14 protein-coding genes and 1 pseudogene are annotated in these 17,732 nt (G+C 69.5%); 3 read left to right on the plus strand and 12 right to left on the minus strand.

Going from position 1 to position 17,732, the window contains the following annotated elements; translation table 11 throughout:
• Nucleotides 1-186: 186 nt before the first annotated feature.
• The 5 genes from ACIGYR_RS37880 to ACIGYR_RS37900 all read right to left on the minus strand — a co-directional run bounded on the left by ACIGYR_RS37880 (nucleotide 187) and on the right by ACIGYR_RS37900 (nucleotide 2,919).
• A complete protein-coding gene (locus tag ACIGYR_RS37880; protein ID WP_399608499.1) occupies nucleotides 187-1,158 on the minus strand; it encodes a hypothetical protein in 972 nt (323 codons plus the stop codon).
• On the minus strand, nucleotides 1,155-1,493 hold the full coding sequence (locus ACIGYR_RS37885) for a hypothetical protein (RefSeq protein ID WP_399608501.1): 339 nt from the start codon (nucleotides 1,491-1,493) through the stop codon (nucleotides 1,155-1,157). The genes ACIGYR_RS37880 and ACIGYR_RS37885 overlap by 4 nt, the downstream gene beginning before the upstream one ends.
• On the minus strand, nucleotides 1,486-2,010 hold the full coding sequence (locus ACIGYR_RS37890) for a hypothetical protein (protein WP_399608503.1): 525 nt from the start codon (nucleotides 2,008-2,010) through the stop codon (nucleotides 1,486-1,488). Before ACIGYR_RS37890 ends, ACIGYR_RS37885 begins: the two co-directional genes overlap by 8 nt.
• Before the next feature lie 427 nt (nucleotides 2,011-2,437).
• The gene (locus ACIGYR_RS37895) at nucleotides 2,438-2,677 is read right to left on the minus strand and encodes a hypothetical protein (RefSeq protein ID WP_399608506.1); all 240 of its coding nucleotides are present in this window, start codon (nucleotides 2,675-2,677) and stop codon (nucleotides 2,438-2,440) included.
• The gene (locus tag ACIGYR_RS37900; RefSeq protein ID WP_399608562.1) at nucleotides 2,572-2,919 is read right to left on the minus strand and encodes a hypothetical protein; all 348 of its coding nucleotides are present in this window, start codon (nucleotides 2,917-2,919) and stop codon (nucleotides 2,572-2,574) included. The genes ACIGYR_RS37895 and ACIGYR_RS37900 overlap by 106 nt, the downstream gene beginning before the upstream one ends.
• Between ACIGYR_RS37900 and ACIGYR_RS37905 the strand changes: the two genes are divergently transcribed.
• Together ACIGYR_RS37905 and ACIGYR_RS37910 are read left to right on the plus strand one after the other, a co-directional pair.
• Nucleotides 2,909-3,280 (plus strand): hypothetical protein, encoded by a 372-nt coding sequence (locus tag ACIGYR_RS37905; protein ID WP_399608508.1) that lies wholly within the window; start codon nucleotides 2,909-2,911, stop codon nucleotides 3,278-3,280. The two genes, ACIGYR_RS37900 and ACIGYR_RS37905, sit on opposite strands and share 11 nt — an antisense overlap.
• Entirely contained in the window at nucleotides 3,277-3,780 is a 504-nt protein-coding gene (locus ACIGYR_RS37910; protein WP_399608510.1) for a Pycsar system effector family protein, read from the plus strand. The genes ACIGYR_RS37905 and ACIGYR_RS37910 overlap by 4 nt, the downstream gene beginning before the upstream one ends.
• A gap of 248 nt (nucleotides 3,781-4,028) precedes the next feature.
• Here the strand turns inward: ACIGYR_RS37910 and ACIGYR_RS37915 are convergent, their stop codons facing one another.
• Nucleotides 4,029-4,280 (minus strand): hypothetical protein, encoded by a 252-nt coding sequence (locus ACIGYR_RS37915; RefSeq protein ID WP_399608513.1) that lies wholly within the window; start codon nucleotides 4,278-4,280, stop codon nucleotides 4,029-4,031.
• A 424-nt stretch (nucleotides 4,281-4,704) separates the two neighbouring features.
• Between ACIGYR_RS37915 and ACIGYR_RS37920 the strand changes: the two genes are divergently transcribed.
• Complete coding sequence (locus tag ACIGYR_RS37920; RefSeq protein WP_399608516.1) at nucleotides 4,705-6,045, plus strand: WD40 repeat domain-containing protein; 1,341 nt, start codon at nucleotides 4,705-4,707, stop codon at nucleotides 6,043-6,045.
• Nucleotides 6,046-6,596: 551 nt separating this feature from the next.
• On the opposite strand, the gene ACIGYR_RS37925 is transcribed toward ACIGYR_RS37920, so the two are convergent.
• The 6 genes and pseudogenes from ACIGYR_RS37925 to ACIGYR_RS37950 form a co-directional block, all read right to left on the minus strand.
• Nucleotides 6,597-9,371, minus strand: a complete 2,775-nt coding sequence (locus tag ACIGYR_RS37925) for an RNAseH domain-containing protein (RefSeq protein WP_399608519.1) — start codon at nucleotides 9,369-9,371, stop codon at nucleotides 6,597-6,599.
• On the minus strand, nucleotides 9,368-12,736 hold the full coding sequence (locus tag ACIGYR_RS37930; protein WP_399608521.1) for a hypothetical protein: 3,369 nt from the start codon (nucleotides 12,734-12,736) through the stop codon (nucleotides 9,368-9,370). Before ACIGYR_RS37930 ends, ACIGYR_RS37925 begins: the two co-directional genes overlap by 4 nt.
• The gene (locus ACIGYR_RS37935) at nucleotides 12,733-13,776 is read right to left on the minus strand and encodes a hypothetical protein (RefSeq protein WP_399608522.1); all 1,044 of its coding nucleotides are present in this window, start codon (nucleotides 13,774-13,776) and stop codon (nucleotides 12,733-12,735) included. Before ACIGYR_RS37935 ends, ACIGYR_RS37930 begins: the two co-directional genes overlap by 4 nt.
• An 870-nt stretch (nucleotides 13,777-14,646) precedes the next feature.
• Nucleotides 14,647-14,859: pseudogene (locus tag ACIGYR_RS37940) on the minus strand (ATP/GTP-binding protein); the annotation flags it as partial.
• 1,194 nt (nucleotides 14,860-16,053) lie between these two features.
• The gene (locus ACIGYR_RS37945; protein WP_399608524.1) at nucleotides 16,054-17,091 is read right to left on the minus strand and encodes a helix-turn-helix domain-containing protein; all 1,038 of its coding nucleotides are present in this window, start codon (nucleotides 17,089-17,091) and stop codon (nucleotides 16,054-16,056) included.
• Nucleotides 17,092-17,103: 12 nt separating this feature from the next.
• On the minus strand, nucleotides 17,104-17,376 hold the full coding sequence (locus ACIGYR_RS37950; protein WP_399608527.1) for a hypothetical protein: 273 nt from the start codon (nucleotides 17,374-17,376) through the stop codon (nucleotides 17,104-17,106).
• Nucleotides 17,377-17,732: the final 356 nt, after the last annotated feature.

Genomic DNA, 17,732 nt, shown 5'->3' on the forward strand with positions numbered 1-17,732 from the left:
AGCCGCGGTGCCGTCCGGCGCGCATGACTCCGGCCCAATACTTCCTGACCGCGGTACTGCGGGCGCGGGGGCCCAGGGGCCGGCGAAGGCGGCTGGCGAATGCCCCGACAGCCATCGGGTCCCACCTGGTGCGGCGCCGTAGGAGACTCGCACACCGTGTACCACCTCAACCAGCCCCTTCCGGGGTCAGTAGCGCTGATATCGGTACTCAAAGCAGTCGCTGCACATGTGCGTTTCAGGGATGGCGAAGCTGGCAACCGCAAGCTCGCAGTAGCCACAGAGTCCCACACACTCGATGCCACAGAAGAGGCAGAGCAGCCTGGCGTCGCTGCCGTCGCCATCGGTGGGGACATCTGTCACGGCCTCCCTACCACACTCGCCGCATTGGTGCACCGGGGACGGGCCACCGTCGGTGACGATCTCGTGCTCTGAGGTGTCCGCGTAAGCCCAGACTGCTTCGGTCGGCGGTCCCAAGTGAGATTCGCAGACCACGCAAGTCAGATCGGCGCTGCCATCCAAGGGCACTGCGACCGCCGCGCAGATGGGACAAGGGAGGATAGTGGACCACTTGCCCAGCAGTTTCCGCGCCGGCTCCATGCGCAGGTCTACGAGACGTTGGATGCGGCCAAGGCCAGGGCGGATGCGCTCCACGGCGTCCTCAGCGAGCGTGAGCTCTTCCTCTTCCACCTGGGGGAGCAGGTCCTCGCGTACGAAGGTGAGCAGGTTGTCGAGCACCGGCGTCGTGAGCACTTCCACTGCGAGGGCGGTGTCGGTGACTCCGAGGTGCGCGAAGCGGTTGCGCATCTGGGCGAGAGCCTTGAAGTGTCGTGGTGCCAACAGCTCTGTATCGAGGTCGAACTCCGCGATGACCCGCTTGCGGGCGTCCTGCCAACCGCAACTCTGGAAGTCTCCGCGTGCATGGTTGCCTGGGTCGTAGGTGTCGGGCTTGGCCCACACCAGAGCCGGCTTCTTCATGGCGAGCCGGGCCTTGAACAGCGTCTCCGCGGCGGACGCCAAGTGCACCACGGCGTACTTCAAGTTCCTGGGCGGGACGTCTCCCTTCACGGCGAGCAGGTCAACGGTGCTCTCCAGGAAGTCGAGCCCGTTGAGCACGGGCGGGAAGTTGACGCTCGGCCCGCTGTCCTTGGTCGCGCTCACTGCTGCACCTCCCCGGGAACGCTGCGCAGATGGGGCAGATGTTCGTCCATGTCATCCGGGAAGGCCTGGATGAGCTGATTGATGGCGGCAGCAAGACCGGGAAGCAGAGTTCGGATTCCGCTCTCGTTGGGCATGGTGAAGCCTTCGAGCCCGAAGTTCATCGCCCAGGCTTGCAGGAACGAGTCGTCTCGTCGTGCCTGGTCGATTGCAGCGTCGTACAGGTCGAGGACTCCGAGGAGCGCCTGGCAGACGGGTTCGGGAAGGGACCCCTTCTTCTCAGCTTCGGCAATGGCCTCGCGCATATAGACGGCGCGGCGTGCTGTGAGGTCAGACATCGGTTCCTCCCTGCTCAAGGAACTTGCTGACCTCGTCGGCGATGCCCTTGCCGCGGGTCTTCTTCACCGTGGCCCGGCCGGTGGATTCGGGGATACCATCGCTGCCGACCCACACGTACGGGTCCGTGCCTCCATTATCGAATTGCATGGCGATCTGGATATCGATGGTCTTGAGGTGGTTGGCAGGGGCGGCGGCGAAGATGGTGGCCGAGGCCCGGCGGAGCGGGTAGAGCCGGAAGTTCCTGATCCAGGCCGAGCCGTACTCGTCGAGGAAGGCGCTGTGGCGGTCTTTGCCTGCACGTATCTGCACCTCGTTGTCGCAGAGGCGGACGTCGAAGTACTCCTCGGCGCGGTTCTCGACGGTGACCTGGAAGCTGAAGTACGTCAGGCCCTTCGCGTCGTCGTCACGGCCTCTCTTGGGAACGTCGCCCTTCTTGAAGCTGTGTACCCGGACGCGGAGGCCTGTGAAGTCTTCGTCGTACTCCTGCCAGTCCCCGAGGACGTTCGGATGGAGCATGCTGTGGTCTTCCCCCCTGGTGACTGCCGACGGGCAGCGGTTGCAGGCGTGAGTAGTTGCGCTACAGGATGCGAGATTGGCGTCCCGCCGCTGCGCGGCAGAGCCTCCGCGATCCGTCAGTTCGTCCTCCAAGTTTTGGCCCCCATTATCACGAAGGCACTCGGTATTACGGCAAGACCGCTCCCCGCCTGGCCACCGAAGCTGGCGGCACCTGGAGCCGATGCCCCCCCGCGGCGACTACACATGGTGATTGACAGGCCTGTCAATTACCGCCACATGGGCCTTCCAGGCTGAGTAGGGCGGTCGACGATCAGGTGCCGGCTGGCTGAACCGTCATGGCTCCCTCGGCGGTGTCGATCCTGGCCTGAGTGCCGAGCGGGATGGTCGGAGGATGCAGGCCGTGTCCGGCAGGGAACACCCAGGCGCGTTAGCCGGTCGCGCAGTACGTCGGCGATTCCCCATCCCCAAGAGTTGAATCACCGGCATCCTGGCCGAAGCCGGGGAACTGGCCAAGTGCGACACCGCGCAGCCCCTCCAAGGCCCCAGTGCGGGTCAGCTGGGTCAGTCCGCGGTCGACCTCCCCCAGCCCTGTGCCTCTCGGGTGTTCGAGAAAGAGGTTCGTCCCTTCAAGGCCCTGTCGGCCGGTCGGTTGATGCTGTCTCGGCACGCCCCGAAGGATTCGGCAACACGCTCGAACTTGACACGGAAGAGGAGCACGAACCGCTCCCCGAAGCCTGCAACGTCCTCATTCATGGGGTACGGGTAGGCGGTCCCATCGCCGAAGTCTTTCGTGTTCTTGCTGACGAAGTAGACCTTCTCGTCAGGATGCTCTCGCGCGTACTCGATGGCCGTTAGCCAGATCGCGGCGTCTCGTGCGCCTATCTCTGCGAAGGTAGCGTTGCAGATCAACTACGCGATGCAGGAGATCGTGCAGCCCTGCTTGTACTCCAGGCTGCCGCACCTGGAGCGCGACGGCTTCAAACCTCGGATGTGCGTCGGCATCGCGTCCGGCGAAGCGTTCATCGCCCGCGCCGGCGTCCGGGACAGCAGCGACCTCGTCTCGATCGGCCGCGCTCCGAACGTGGCCGCCAAGCTCAGCGACATCCGGGAGACGGGCCGGTACCGGACGTACATCACCGCCGCCGTCTACAAGCAGCTCAGCGAGAAGACCAAGTTGTCCAAGGGCAAGGACATGTGGGAGGCCCGAGGCGCCGACGTCGGTGGTGAGCACATGACGATCTACCGGTCCAGCTACAGGTGGAGCGTATGAGCACGCCTCAAGAGGCAACGGAGACTGCGTGGCAGATCCACACCGCCCTGGGAGAGTGGACGGCTAGGGTCGACGCCAAAGCATCCTTCGCCCTCACCCTCGAATCGGCGGCCACGGCCGGCATCATCGCGCTGTCCACAGACGATCACATGTTCGCCCACCTGCACGGTTGGGGAGTCCGGGCCCCACTGTGGGCTGGCACGAATCTCATCCTGATCGGCGGGATTTTCGCCACCCTGGTCGTCGTCCCCCGACTCCGCTCCGCTAAGGACCTTGTGGCAGAAGCCCCCAACCACTTCATCTACTTCGGCCACCTCCGGCACCGCGAAGCCGGCGAGCTGACCACGGCCTTGCTCCAGACCGACGTACTCCCTGTGCTCAGCCAGCAGCTGATCAACATGAGCGACATCGCCTGGCGCAAGCACCGCCATGTGCAGTGGTCCTTCATCTGTTTCGGACTCGGAGCGGTCACCGTGTTCGTCGCTGGCCTCTTCTCCTGACGACACCGACACAGGGGCTGGTGCGAAGCCCAGCAGCCGGGGCTCGAGCCCTTCGAACCGCCCTGGCTATCGCCGCGGGCTCCCCTCCAACGCTGTACACCGACGGGCTGCACGGAAATCCCGTGCAGCCCGCCGCTGCGGTCGTCTGGGCGAGGTCTACGGGCCACTCCAACCCATCAGCCTGCGTCTTGGACACCGGCCGTCTGCTGGCGTACTCCCGCGCTGCCAGCAGACGGCACAGGTGCCGATCAGCCGATCAGCTTGTGCAGCACGGGAACGCTGAGCCCGAAGGAGCCCAAGCCCGCGGCGACGGCCTTGGGCACGGACTTCTCGGAGAGGAGCACGAGCCCGCCCATGATGAAGCCGATGAAGCCGGCTGTCAGGAAGACCACGGCAGCGTGCACTGACAGGAGCGGCGGTGCCTCGGACGGCAGGCCCATGCTGGGCGGGCCGGGCGGCTCCGGACGAGCGGGTACGGGGGGTTGCGAGTCCCGAGACATTGGGAATCTCCTACGAGGCGGAGAAACAGAGACGGCGGACACCTGTTGTGGTGTCGTCCGCGTGGGGGTGGTGCGCGCCTCGCGGTCGGCGGTCCTGCTGCTCTCTGCCTGAGAGCGTCCCTGTGGGGCTTCGGCCCGAGCCCAGGGTGGCGTGTTCAGCGTAGCCGTGATCGGCGCGGGTGTTCCCTCGGTCGTCTGGCCAGTTGTCATCACCGGTACCTCCTGGGCACCTAGTCGAGCCCAGCCCCGGCCGTTCTCCTGCACAGCGCGAAAAGACGCACACACAGCCGCACCGGCGTGGATCTGCACGGTTCTCCAGCTAAATCCAGCAGACATCAGCATTTTCCGATGGTCTGCACAGACGGCTCTCTAACCTGGGCAGACGGCCGAGACTGCCGCCGCCGTACACGGACATGGGGGCGATGTGCGCACAGCCAAAGGCGACTTCGGACGGGAGCTGAGGCTCGCTGCTGCAGAACTGCGCACGCTCAGGGCGCTGCACGGTGACCCGACGCTCGCACAGATCGCCGCCCGGGCCCCGCGTGGCCAGCACCTGTCCGCCTCTGGGATCAGTGCGACCCTGCGGGGCCACAGCCTGCCCAGCCGCGACTACTACCTCACCCTGGTCCGCGTCCTGCTGGCCTACGACACCAACAAGGTCGCCTCACTACAGCATCCGGACCTACCCCAGTGGCGGGATCGCTGGCAGCGACTGTCTCTGCTGCGGCACGCCCAGAACAGCACCCTCACCCGTCTGCCGACAGAGCATCATGCCGCTCTGTCCGAGCAGGTCGTCCTGGCCGCGCTGCGGCGGGGCCAGCATGTGCAGTTGCCGCCGACCGCCGAGGACCTTGGAGGGGTGTGGGCAGTGGCGTTCTCCCCGGACGGTCATCTCTTGGCCACCGGACACGGCGCCAAGACCGTGCAGCTATGGGACACCGTCGCACAGCGCCGGGCGGGACCAGCACTCTTCGGACACACCGGCCGTGTGACGAGTGTGGCCTTCTCTCCCGATGGCCGGCTCCTGGCAACGGGAAGCGAGGACGCAACCGCCCGGCTGTGGGACGTGGAAAGCCGGACCCTCGTCGCAGAGCCTCTCCAGAACGCCGGCTTTGTCGACAGCCTCCTCTTCGCCCTCGATGGTCAGTCCCTCTATGTCCAGGGGCGCACGATCCGCCGGTGGGACATCACTGACCCCCGTCAGCCACGAAAAGCGGAGAAGCACTTCGCTAACAACCTCACATGCGCCCCAGCCCTCACCAACCATGGCCTGCTGATCACCGGCCATGCCGAAGGCGTTGCCCAGGTCTGGAAGGCACAAGAACAGACGAGGATCGATGCCCCCCTACGTGGCCATGCATCAGACGTCACCGCTCTGGCTCTCGCACTGGGCAGCGACGTTCTGGCCACCGGCAGCGATGACGTCCAGCTCTGGGACGTGCGCACACGGCAGATGATCCACGAGCCACTCGAGTGCCCGGGTGACATGGTCACAGAGATGGCGTTTTCTCCGGACGGACGCATCCTCGTAGCCATCAGCGGCGACCGGGTTTCGGATGCCCCGGAGGAGCCGGACTTCCGCTTCAGCATCTGGGAAACAGCTACCTGGACTGAGCTTCCCAGTCCGCAGATCGGCCACAGCGGCCACGTGACAGCATCAGCCTTCTCACCGGACAGCAGACTCTTCGCAACGGGCGGCGCAGACGGCCTGCTACGGATCAGAACCCTGCCTACAGTCACATCGAACGAACCGCCAGCGACCTGACGGTCCTCAGGGGCCAGCATCACCCGAGGCAAGCCCGTCCACCTGCGCGCGAGCTTATGTTGTCCAGCGCATGCCGATGGCAGACAGCTGCTCCTGTCCAGGATCAGTCTTTGTGATCAGTAGGCGGTGATCTGGCCTGCGCTGATCAGTTTATGTGTGGCTGGCATCAGGTGATCGTGATGCCTTTGTACAGGCAGTGGCTGTGGGCGCTGATCTTGGGGTGGGGTCTGGCTGCAGGTTTGTCAGTTTTCTGGTTGGTGATCAGGCCGTGTCATCTGTGCTGTGCATGGTTCAGGTTCAGTGATCGTTGGGATGTGGTGGTGTCTGGACGAGCCCCTTGTGCCTGGGGCCGGGCATGGCTGTGTGGGCTGCACGCTCGGCTTGAGGAGCCGCTGGCGGATGAGCGTGCCTGGGGGGCAAGTGATGGCGGACGGTAGCGGGCCGTTCTGGTGGCGCTGTCCGCCTTGATCTCGACCGACGTCTCCTCACCGTCGATCCGCTATGACGGAAGGCTCCTCAAGCGCCTCCTCGTCGGGGTGAGTGCGCGTTGGTTACAGGCTGGTCGTCTCCTCCTGCGCGGTGTTCCCGTCTTCGGCGGCATCGGCGGCATCGGCGGCATCGGCGGCGTCCTCGGCGCTCTCCGCGGTGCGGCGGTAGTAGGGGTGGGTGGAGTCCATCCTGCGGGCGAGGTGGAGGGGGGTGGGGGTGCTTTGGCGGACGTCGGAGGTGATGCCCTGGTTGGTCAGGACGGCGGCGGCGGCTCCGATGAGGTCGCAGTCGGCGTCGGGGCTCTGGGCGATGACGGTGAACCGGGTGGCGGTGTGGGCGTAGCCGTTCTTGTTCTGGCTGCTGCTTTCGAAGCGTGTCTCGTCCTTGCCGAAGCGGCCGGAGGGGCCGGCGGCCCAGGTGCGGGGGACGTTGACGAGCAGGAGGTCGGGGTAGGTGAGGGTGCCGTCGTCGGTGGCGAGTTGGAAGAGGCTGTTGGTGGTGTCGGTGGCGCGCCAGGTGCCGTCGCTGGTGCGCATGTGGGCCCCGGTGGGGCGGCCGATGCGTTCCAGGTCGCCGATGACGCGGACGGTGGCCAGGGGTCGCTGGGCGCGGGGGAGGCTGTGGCCGGGCAGCCAGGACGCCGGCCGGGGCATGCCGGGCGGCGGGTCCTGGCCCAGGGCTTCGTCGGTGAGGCCCGCCCAGATGTACTCGGCGGCGTCGCCGTCGACGTAGAGCACCGCGGGGGCTGGTGCGGGGAGTTGGGTGCGGGTGGCGATGAGGGCCTGCTCGACGATGTCCGCGGCGGCGCGGGCCTGGAGTGTCTCGTCCGCAGCGGCGCGGTATCCGCTGACGTCCCAGGCGAGGTCGGCGGCGTGCAGCGCGGTGGTGGCCGGGTTGTGGGGCTGCCACTGCCCGGCCTGGGGGCTGTAGGCCCAGATCTGCCAGGGGTCGTTTTTTCCGCCGGTGGGGCGCATGGCGGTGAGGGTTGCGGTGATCGGTGCCGGTTCGGTGGTGCGGCGCTTGCCGGGTGTGCGGCGCTGGGCGTGGCGGCGGACGTGGATGCCGATGTGCCACCAGTTCTCGAGCGGCAGTTTGCCGAACGCGGCACCGAGGCGGTGGTCGGTGGCGCCGACGCCGCTGAGAATCTCGCGCAGCACGTTCGCGGTCGAGCTGTCGAGTCCGCTCTGGCGGGAGGCGACCTTCTTCGCTCGGTACTTCTCGTTGTAGGGCTTGCCCTCCCGGGTGTGGGTGGGAACCGGCGGCGGGGCCTGCTTGATGTACTGGGAGGTCGCTGCGAGGCGCGCGAGGGCCTGCTTGGAGGGCCACTTGCCGTCCTCGTTCTCGGCCTTCTCGCGGGCTTCGACGCTCGGGTACCAGCGCTCGGGGTCCCAGTCGGTCTCGCAGATCGCCGCGACGAGCGTGTCCTCGCGGGTGTGGGGGGCGAGCATCTGCGCCAGGTCCCGCTCGCGCTCCGCGCTGGTGCGCGGTCCGTGGCCGAGGGCGCCGGCCTTGTCGTGGAGGAAGACGACCTTGATGCGCCCACCGGCGGCGGGTTCGGCGACGCCTTCGACGGCCTTCCAGTCCTCGCGGGGGCCCCACTGGGCGGCGATCGCGGCCTTCACCCGAGCGCGGACCTCGTCGGTGCTCCACAGGACGGGGACGAGGAGGGTGCCTACGCCGGCGGCGTCCAGGGCGGCGGGGATCCGTTCGAGGGGGATCGGTCCGCTGACGCGTGAGCCGCTCTCGGTGGGCGGCACCTTGATGCCGGGGACCTCGATGAACACGGGGCTGCGGTGGCTGTACTTCTCGCACCGGGTGTCGATGGCCTCCTCGACGCGGCGGAAGAACTCCATGCCGTGTCCGCGGCCCAGGCCGGGGGTGCGGACGCTGGCCGGGGCGACGGCCCAGACCGGCCCCGGGGCGGTGTCGGCCAGGGCGTCGTCGGCGAGGTGCTCGGGGAAGGGCGGCACGTTTGCGCTCAGGCGGGGCAGGGCGGCCAGGCGGCGGCTGGCGGCGACCGCAGGGACGTGCAGGCGGCGTTTCCATGGCGGGCCGTCGGTGGCCGCGGCGACGACGAGCGGCTGGTCGGGGTTGGCCAGCAGGACGGTGGCGACACCCTTCCAGGAGGTGGCGAGGAGGGTGGTGGTGGCGTTCACGGTCAGCGCGTGGCGCCGGGAGTGCCCGCTGGCGGCGGTGCCGATGGTGATACGGGGCAGTAGGTGGTGCACGATGCCCTTGCGGTCGGGTTCGGCGGGCAGTTCGTGGCCGATCGCGGCTAGGCGGCCGTCGGTGCACAGGGCGAAACGGACGGGGGCGCCGTTGTTGCGGGGCCACTCGAGGGCGGCGAGTTCTTCGGCCAGGCGCCAGCGGGCGAGTTCGCCCGGCCACCAGCCGCGCGAGCGCTTGCCGGCGCTCGGCGGCGGGGGCAGGATGGCGGAGCGGGGCTCGGCCCGGGCGAGGAGTTCGGCTAGCTGTTTGCCGATGCGCCGGCCGTCGGGGCCGGGGACTACGGCTTCGGCCCAGTAGCGGAACACGTCGCGTCGGTCCTCGGCGCTGATCGGCGCCGCGCACAGGAGTTCGTAGCAGCCGTCGTTCCACTGCCAGCGCGCCCAGGTGCCCGCCGCCGCGCGCAGGACACACTCCAGTGCCCGGTAGGGCGGCTGCACGTCCAGACCGGTGCTGACGTTGCGCTTGTACTCACGCGAGAGCTCCATGGCCAGGTCCATGACGGGGGCGTCGGGCCGGTAGGCGATTACCTCGCCCAGGTCGGCGGGAGCGGTGCGGAACTGCAGCAGGCGGGCCTGCTTGCGGGCGACGCTGTCGAGCGGGCGACTCATGCGTACTCTCCCAGGTAGGCGTCAAAGCCCGCGCGCAGCGCGGGGAGCAGGTGCTGGGCGTGGGCGTACTCGGCGATTTCCTCGATGGTGTGGCCGTAAGAAGCGCCGAGCTGGGCGAGGTCGTCCTGCGGGGACTGATCGAGCAGCCCGCGGATCAGGGTGGGCAGGTCGGATCCCCAGGTGGGGTCGTGGAAGGCGCCGTCGATGAAGTGGAGCTCGACGTGGGTCTGCCCACGGCGTCCGCGGCCTGCCAACTGGACGCTCTGCCCGAGGAGGGTGGCGACGAGTTCGTACTTCAGCTCGTCGGGCAGGGCGGAGAAGCGCTTGGGCGCGTTGAGGTTCAGGCGCAGGTGCGCGTCGGCCGCCGCGCGGGCCCGGGCCAGGACGGCGGCGGGGTCGTCGCCAGGCACGGTGTCGCGCCAAGCCCGGGCGGCGACACTGGCCGCCAGCACCGCCGGGTCGTCGGCCGGCATGACCGGCCGGACACCCATGGCGATCAGGGTGATGGCCGACACGGCGACGCCCTCGAACACGGTCAGCACGTTCAAGCCCCGCTCGGTGCGCGGCAGCGGCGAGATGAGCACCTCGCCGTCGAGGTCCGCCAGCTCTGCGAAACGGTCGCGGGTGAGCTGGCCGATCGCGTCGCAGACCGGCGGCAGAGAGGGATCGGGGGTGTCCGCGACGGCGACGTAGATCCGCAGCCGCCGCCCGAGGGCGAGCGCGGTGTCGTACAGGGTCTGAGCGAACAGGCGGGCCTGCCGGTAGGAGTTGACGGTGATCAGGGCCCGCGCGCGATGCCGGGTGCGCGCCTCTGCGGCAAGCCGGTCCAGGTCGCGCACCAGGCCCGGTGCATAACCGGCGGCCAGTGAGATGACCCGCTGGTCGCGTTCGCGGTAGGGGGTGCTGCCGACGGCCAAGAGCTTTCCGTCGGCGACGGGGCTGCTGTTGAAGATGGTCAGGCCGCCCGGGAGGGTGTCGGGCATGGCCCAGTCGGGGCGGGCGAGCAGGTGGGTGCGCGCCGCGCCCGGCATGAAGCCGGTGGCGGACATGCCCAAGACGGTGCGCTGGCGGCCGCACAAGGCGAGGGAGACGACGCTGCCGAGGAACTGCGTCTCGGTGTGGGGGTCGGCGCGCAGCACCTCCATCTTCAAACTCGCGTGATTGCCGGGGTCGTCCAGTCCCTCGAAGCGGAACCCACCCAGCTGGCGGCCCATCGGGCCGAACGGGACGACGGTGCCGGCGCCCTGGTGGCCGATCGCGTCGGCGAGCTCGGAGGCCGCGTCGATGCCGTGCCCGGCGAGTTCGCCGGCCCTGTCCGTCAGGTTGAACATCGTGTGGACGATGGCCGTCAGCCACGTCTTCATCATCAGCGCGTGCAGGACGCCCGCGGTGACCTCGGTGCGCGTGAGCGCCCGCACCGGCTCCGGCCGGTCGAGCCCGCGCTGCGCCGGCACCGTGGACTCGGCAGGTGCTCCGTCGGCTCCGCCCTCGGCAGCACAGAAGGCGGGCAGCGCGGCGGAGACGATCTCCCGCAGTTCGTCCTTGAGGTGGGCCAGCTGCCACTCCCCGCCCTCGTCGATCGTGAGCATCCGCTCCAGCAGGCCCGGGACGGGCAGCAGCCGATCCGGCAGGACGGCGCAGGAAGGGCGGTCGCCCGGTCGGGTGGCCACGCGCGGGAGCAGGGCCTGCAGGCAGTCGGCCTGCTCGGCTGTGGCCGCGACCTCGGGATCCACCCCGATCAGGTTCTCCAGCAGATGCCGGTCCCACTGATGGGGCTGGTACCAGCGCTTGCGGTCCTGCAGGACCTGCCGCGTCCGGCGCGGGTCCTGCCCGCGGGCCAGGGCCCGGGCCTGGGCGACCTCGGTGCAGACCTCCTCCCCGGCCACCAGGTCGAGCAGCTGCTCGGCCAGGAACACCGCCCGGGTCAGAGGCCGGCGCACGGCCACCGCCAGCCGCGGCGGCGCCTGGTGCAGGCTGTCGCGAATGCGCCGCAGCACCGTGGTTGGGCGGGAGCGGGACGCGAGCTCCAGCACGCCGCACTCGTCGAACCCCCGCGACTGGTAGGCGTCGACCTCATCGACGACCACATAGGACGCCAGGCGCAGAAGGAACTCCCGCACGCTGATGCTGTTGCGGACTTCCCCGTCGACCTCCACCGGAACCTTGATCATCCCGGACTGGAAGCAGGCGTGGGTGGTCACGATGATCCTGGCCGTCGTCGCGGCCTCGACGTGGGAGAACTTCCCGCAGGACGACACATACGGGCACAGCGCCCGCTCCGGCCGCTCGAAGGCGTCCGACGCCGTGACCGTGCACGGCTCCCTGCCACCCTCGAAGGCGTCGCGTCCCTCCAGCTGCGCATGCACGGCGCACCCGTAGGCCGAGTTGTAGACGAGGAAGGCGATGCCCGCCGAGGCCTGCGCCAGCGGCACGCCGGTGCCCTCCAGCTTCGCGGCGGAGCGCAGCGCGAAGTTGTAGCGGCTGTTGGGGGCGATGAACGGCGTGGCCGTCTCCTTGACGCCCGCCGCCCGCAACTCCTGCTGCAAGGTGGCGGCCTCGCCATAGACGTCGCCGTTATCACTGACCACCAGCACAGTGGTGCGGCCCAGACCCGCCTGCTGGATCGCCAGCCCCCGGCCGAAGACGTTCTTGCCCACGCCCGGAGGCGCACTCAGCAGGTGCATCCGGCCCGGCGGCAGGACGACGGGTTCCAAGGGGCGCTGCCCGCCACCGATGGTCCCGCACAGCAGCAGCGCGATCTGCCTCTCACGGAAGGCCGGGCTCTTCATGTCCTGGTCGGTGTCCCGACTCTGCCAGCCGAGCTCATCGGCGTCCACCACCAAATCCACCGACGGCGCGGTCACGACCCGAGGCGGCCTGTACACCCCCCGCTCGTCGGGGAAAGCGAGCTGGACCCGGCCACGCGATGTCGGCGCCGACCAGCCTGATCCGCTCGCGACCCGCAACAGCCGCCGGCGCCTGGCCGGTGCGAGCAGGCGTTCGGCGACGTCCGAAGGGTCCTGCCCGTGAGCCGGCAGCACTTCAAGCGCCCGCCCCCGCTCGCTGCACCCGAGCGCATAGAGAGCGGGCAGCGGGCCGTCCGCGTCCGGGGTGTGGAAGACGTCGTAGACGGTCCGTTCGACGTGGTGCAGTAGCGCCTCCCCCCGATGGCGGGTGCCCAACAGCGTGCCGAGGCGCTGCTTGTCCGCCTCCGACCACTGCTCCCAGGCCGCCACAACACGCGGCGCGTGCCCGCTCAGCAGGACATGAGCGTCCGCGACGCGCACCACCTGCCGCCCGTCGCGGAACCGGGCGGGAAGAAGATACTCGGCCAAGGCCAGAGCCCCGGCAATCGTCCTGCTCACGTCCCCTCCACCTCCGCCACCAGGTCGGCATCGGTCAGCACGCGCGCCCCGCTGCCCCGCACCACCCGGCGCAGCAGCGGCAGGTACCCCCGCAGGTGCTCAGGCACCACGAAGCACAGTTCGCCAGGCCCCTCGGGATCCTCGCGCAGCTTCTGGGCCAGCCCGTACGGGTCGGCCCAGGTCTTGACGTCGACGCGCCACGCCCCGGACCGGCCGGGACGAGTGACATGCAGGTCATAGGCGTCGCCGAACGGCCACAGCCGCACCTCCGCGCCCAGGCCGACCAGCCGGTCGCGCAGCTCGACCTCCAGCAGGCCCGGGAGCGTCACCCACAGCCACAGGGCGTAAGGCAACGCCACGTAGCCCTCCACGGGCAGCAGCTCCGGCACGGTGCGCAGCTCGCCGCACGGGGCCAAGCGCCAGCCCTCCACCGCAGTCGGCTCGGCCCGGTACCGGGCGCCCAGCAGGCTGTGGCGCTCGTCCTCACACTCGACATCCACCACGCCGTTGGGGCGGTAGGTGGCCCGCATCGTCCATCTGCACATCGGACACGCTGCCCACAGGCCGCCGAACTGCCGCGTTGGGGAGATACCGGTGTACGCGCCCAGCTCGACCAACGCGGTGTTCCGGGACAAATCGCGCCGTGTCAGGACGGGCGTGCGGACCATCGCCTCCCGACCCCGGGTGTATGCCTCGAAGCCGGCGGCCCCCAGCGCGCGGAAGATGGCGTGCTGGACGGTCTCGCCGGAGATCCGCGACAGCACGGCACTCACCGGCAGCATCCCCACCGCCCGCAGCAGGCTGTGCAGATGGCGGATGTCGGCACCGATCCCCGGGGCTTGGTGGCCGTGCTCTGAGGCCTCCACCGCGAGCCGGTGCAGCGCCGAGCTGGGCATGCCGTCGTCATCGAGCAGCCACAGCTTGCGGAGCACTGATCCCTGCGGCCGTCCCGGCAGAAGGTCGGCCACCCGGCTTCCGCGGAGCCGACGGGCGAACACCTCGTACGACGGTGCCTGCTCAAGGACCCCGAACGATCGCACGTAGCGACCATGGCACTCCATCAGCAGCCGCATCCGCCCCTGTGTCTCGCCCTCACTGCTACTCAAGGCCAGCGCCGCGACCACGCAGGCGTCGAGCGCTGCGCGCTGGTCCCCATCGAGTTCTTGAACGGCCGCTGCCGTCCCGGCCACCGCCGACACCCCGGTCCTCCCCGCACCGCATCGAGCCCATGCCACAACCTCAACCCCTCCGCCCTGTGGGAGGGCACGGGAGTTCGGGGACCTTCCCCCAATCCGGTGATCTCGGTCCGACGTGCGCGGTGCGGTGGTCTTCCGGACAGATTCGTGTCCGGCTGCCTCCGGATCGGGGACAGCAGCGTCGTGCCCCCAACAGCGCTCCGCAGGCAACGCGGAAGCTGCGCGGGCCCCGATCGGGTGTCTCGGCCCGATCCCACCGTGTCCTGACGAGACGGCAGAATCCGGATATGAGACTTAAGCCGGGCATCTCCCTGCAGTAGGCCGAGGCACTCTTCGCGATGCCGTCACCGAGTGGGGCAATGCCCGCGGCGCACGGGACTACTTCCGCGCCTTCACCGACGCCGTGGAGAAGACCTTCCCGGCCTTGGAATGCGCCTTCGCCGCCCCCGACCTCGCGGCCGGCCTGCGCTCTCCGGCGTACTGGTAACGCTCGGAGGGGGGCTTGTTGGTGTCTCGCTGGCTTGTTGGCCTGGTGTGTTGTGGGTTCGTTGAGAGTGGCCGGGTGCGCGGTTCCGGTGGGTAGTTCGGGGTGTGAGCTGGGGTTGTGTTGTGTGTGCTGAGTGGGACCGGGTTTGCTGTGGTTTCGCTAGCGTGTAATGGCTCGGTTGGTGTTTGTGCTGGTCAGGGCTGTTTTGCCTGTTCGGTGGGCGGGGGTTAGCGGTTGCGGGTGGGGCGTCTGTGTTGTTCGGCGAGGTGGTCGAGCTGTACCGCGTCGAGTGTGGTTTTGGTGATGCGTTCGGTTCCGTCGGTGATGGCGGTGATGGCGGTGATGGCGGTGATGGCTGCTTGGCGGATGAGGCGGGTGAGGGATCCGATGCGGCCGGCGGTGCGCTGGTGGAGGTAGGGGGCGTGGAGGGGGAGGGCGCCGGCTGCCCGGCGATGGTCGCGGCCTGGTGTTCCTGCCGCAGCCACCACGGGTCGTTGTCGTACCCGGGCGGCCCGCCGCCGCGGCGAAGACGGATGACGCTGCCCATCCACGCCAGAAGCGGCCCGCCGTGGTCTGCCGCGGCCAGCGGCCCCAGCCATCCCCGCCCCACCCGCTCACCGAGTCGGCGGCAGAACAACCCGTCCACGGGCAGCGCCCGCGGCCGCCCGGCACCGCTGTCCACCCACACCAGCTCCGCCATACCCGGATCCAGCAGCGCCTCTGCCACCGCCACCACCTCCGGAAAGATGACCGCGTCCCGCCCCACGAACCGCCACCGCGCCAGATCACCCCCCGCATCCCCGCCCGCAACCAGGTGCAGGCGCCGCGGCCACACTGTCTCCCGCTCCCAGCCGTAAGCCTGCTCCCACCACCGGGCCACCACCGCCCGCGCCAGCGCGAACACCCGCTCCGGCTCGGCCCCGGCCCGCACCGCCCGCCGCGCCACGGAGGCCCACCGCCGCTGCGCCGCCACCACCTCCGGCAGGCCACGCAGGTCGAGGTGCACCAGCGGCTGATTGGTGTCCGCGTCCAGCAGCCATCGCCCATGCCGCACGCACACCCGCTCCCACCGCGGCGCATACCGCACCACCCGCACCGCAGTTCCTGTACGCCGGGCCGTGCACAGCCGGCAGCCGAACGCCACCGGACCGGCCACCGCGCCACCGATCCGCCACAGCCCCACCGGATCATCATCCTCGGCGCGCAGCCTTGCGTCCCCTTCCGCCCAGGACGGCAACGCCCGCGCCAGAACGTCTTCCTCCACGCCGCACATGCCGACCAGGAGCCGGCGTCCGGCCGCGTTCAGCAGCACCTCGGCGTCAGCCCGTGCGCCGCCGCCCTCGTGCCCAGGCGGGTAGTTGCGCCACTTCCAACAGGCCCGCAACACCTTCGCTTCCATCCCGTAGCGGCCGGCGATGCGGCTGATCAAACACGCCGTGGTCTCGCCGGGCAGGGGAGCGACACGAAGGACTCCCCGGCGTCCCAAAGCGAGGGCTGCTGTACCCGAGAAGGGGACTATGACAGGCCTCGGTCTTCTGTTGGTGTTGCGTGGTGAGGGCTGGAATGCACGTCGTCATGCCGCCCGCGCCTTCGACCAGGGCTCCGAGGGCAGGCCGACGGCGGGGGCGGCATGGTCAGGTGACTGCCGCAAGAACGGGCGGGGGCCCGGCCGGGAGGGGAAGCACCCGCGCGGCGGGGTTGCCCCCGCTGCCGGACGGCGTGTGCGGTGCGATGCCCGCCGTTCCACCCGCCGGAGGCTGGCCCGACGGCCTGGAGGTGCTCTTGACCTCCACCACCACGGGCTGGCCGTTGTGGTGCACCAGGTAGTCGGGCCGCCAGGACACCGGCTGCGCTGGAGCCTTGCCGTTCCGCGCGGCCTGCGAGGCGAGGTAGCTGTGCACCCCGCTGCCCACGATCTCTTCCAGCACCACCGGCTCGAGAAGCGATAGGAAATGCCTCCACTGCTGGTCGCTTGATCCCCGGGTGTGCCTGGGCTGCGCCGTCGACGGATCAGTCAGCAGCCGGGAGGACGTACGCTGCAGCCGCCTCAGCGCGGCCTGGCTGCGAAGCCGGCGCCACTCACCGGGCAGCTCGCCGGCCGCAGGGGAGCGCCGGGTGATCTTCTCGAAGGCGCTCAGCCACGGCGTGTGCCGCTCGGACGGGATGCCGCAGCCGGTCAGGAAAGCCCGCAGCTGCTGCTCATCGGCCGGGATGGCGTCGCGGTTGACGATCCGGGCCGCGCTGCTGACCGGCAGCGCGATCGGGTTGCCCGAGCGTTCCTTGATCTCCCGAAGGCTCGGCGCCCCGGCCTGTTCCCACACCACTTCCAGCGCTCTGCTCAAGTCCCCCTCATCACCGATGAGTTCTGGGCGCGGCGCCCGCAGCTGTACTAGCCGGCCGCGTTCCTCGACGCGGGCCTGGCGCCACAGTTCATCCGCGGCCCGCACCGCATCTGGCTCACCACCGCAGCCCTCAACGTAGGCATCGACGGTGGTGCGGCGGGGCACAACAGCCCCGGATGCCGCCCGCTTGAGCGTGGCAGGCGACAGGCCCGTGCGGCGGGCCAACGTTTCGTAGGTCATCCCGGCCGCATCCCGCAATCCGCGCAGGTGCACGGCGAGCCGACCGCGGGCCGGCCGGCTCTGGTCGACGGGCTTTTCTTTGCGTCCCATTTCCTGTGCCGCCTACTTCCCGGCCGCGGCGCGCAGCACCGCGACGGCCAGTTTGCCCAGGCGGAGCCGGCCACCTCCGGCCGCGACGGCCGCCGCAGCGCCCAGAGCACCGCATCCCCCGAGCAGCAGGAAGATGTCCTCGAGCGGCATCCCGGTCATGTGCAGGGCGGAACCCAGGACGGGGAAAGAGACGGCGGTGAAGGCCTGCGGCGCGCCGAACCGGGATGGAGGAGTGCCCATCCGGTCGGTCCCGCATCGCGGTACACGGGGGCTGTTGCTCGACATGCGAAGGTCCTCTCACGGGCCCCGGTGCCAAGGCGGCGGACCAGGGCGGGCGAACTGCTACTGGCTGCAAGTCCCTCTGGAGCAGGGGCGATTGGCGTCGCCACCCGCGCCGGGCATGTCTCCATCATTCCAGCCCCGCGTCGCTTCCCGCAGAAAGATCACCTGACGGAACGCCCCCTATGCCGGTAATGCCCATTGATTGGTTCTGTGGTGTCCAAGCAAGCGGTTCTCACCACCTCACCTGCCCTTGCCCCTCGAAGACCGGGCAACCAGGGCTGCTGCCGCGGCGCCGCTCGCTCCGGCCGGACGCTGCACGCGGATAGTCCATCTGTGTCCATGATCTGCTTGCCGCAGTC

The sequence above is a fragment of the Streptomyces sp. NPDC053076 genome, assembly GCF_044546845.1.
GTDB lineage: Bacteria > Actinomycetota > Actinomycetes > Streptomycetales > Streptomycetaceae > Streptomyces.

What these genes read in the sequence shown, in the direction of transcription:
- ACIGYR_RS37915 (WP_399608513.1), bottom strand. Translation starts at nt 4,280, where the DNA reads ATGTCTCGGGACTCGCAACCCCCCGTACCCGCTCGTCCGGAGCCGCCC.
- ACIGYR_RS37945 (WP_399608524.1), bottom strand. Translation starts at nt 17,091, where the DNA reads ATGGGACGCAAAGAAAAGCCCGTCGACCAGAGCCGGCCGGCCCGCGGT.
- ACIGYR_RS37890 (WP_399608503.1), bottom strand. Translation starts at nt 2,010, where the DNA reads ATGCTCCATCCGAACGTCCTCGGGGACTGGCAGGAGTACGACGAAGAC.
- ACIGYR_RS37910 (WP_399608510.1), top strand. Translation starts at nt 3,277, where the DNA reads ATGAGCACGCCTCAAGAGGCAACGGAGACTGCGTGGCAGATCCACACC.
- ACIGYR_RS37925 (WP_399608519.1), bottom strand. Translation starts at nt 9,371, where the DNA reads ATGAGTCGCCCGCTCGACAGCGTCGCCCGCAAGCAGGCCCGCCTGCTG.
- ACIGYR_RS37950 (WP_399608527.1), bottom strand. Translation starts at nt 17,376, where the DNA reads ATGTCGAGCAACAGCCCCCGTGTACCGCGATGCGGGACCGACCGGATG.
- ACIGYR_RS37885 (WP_399608501.1), bottom strand. Translation starts at nt 1,493, where the DNA reads ATGTCTGACCTCACAGCACGCCGCGCCGTCTATATGCGCGAGGCCATT.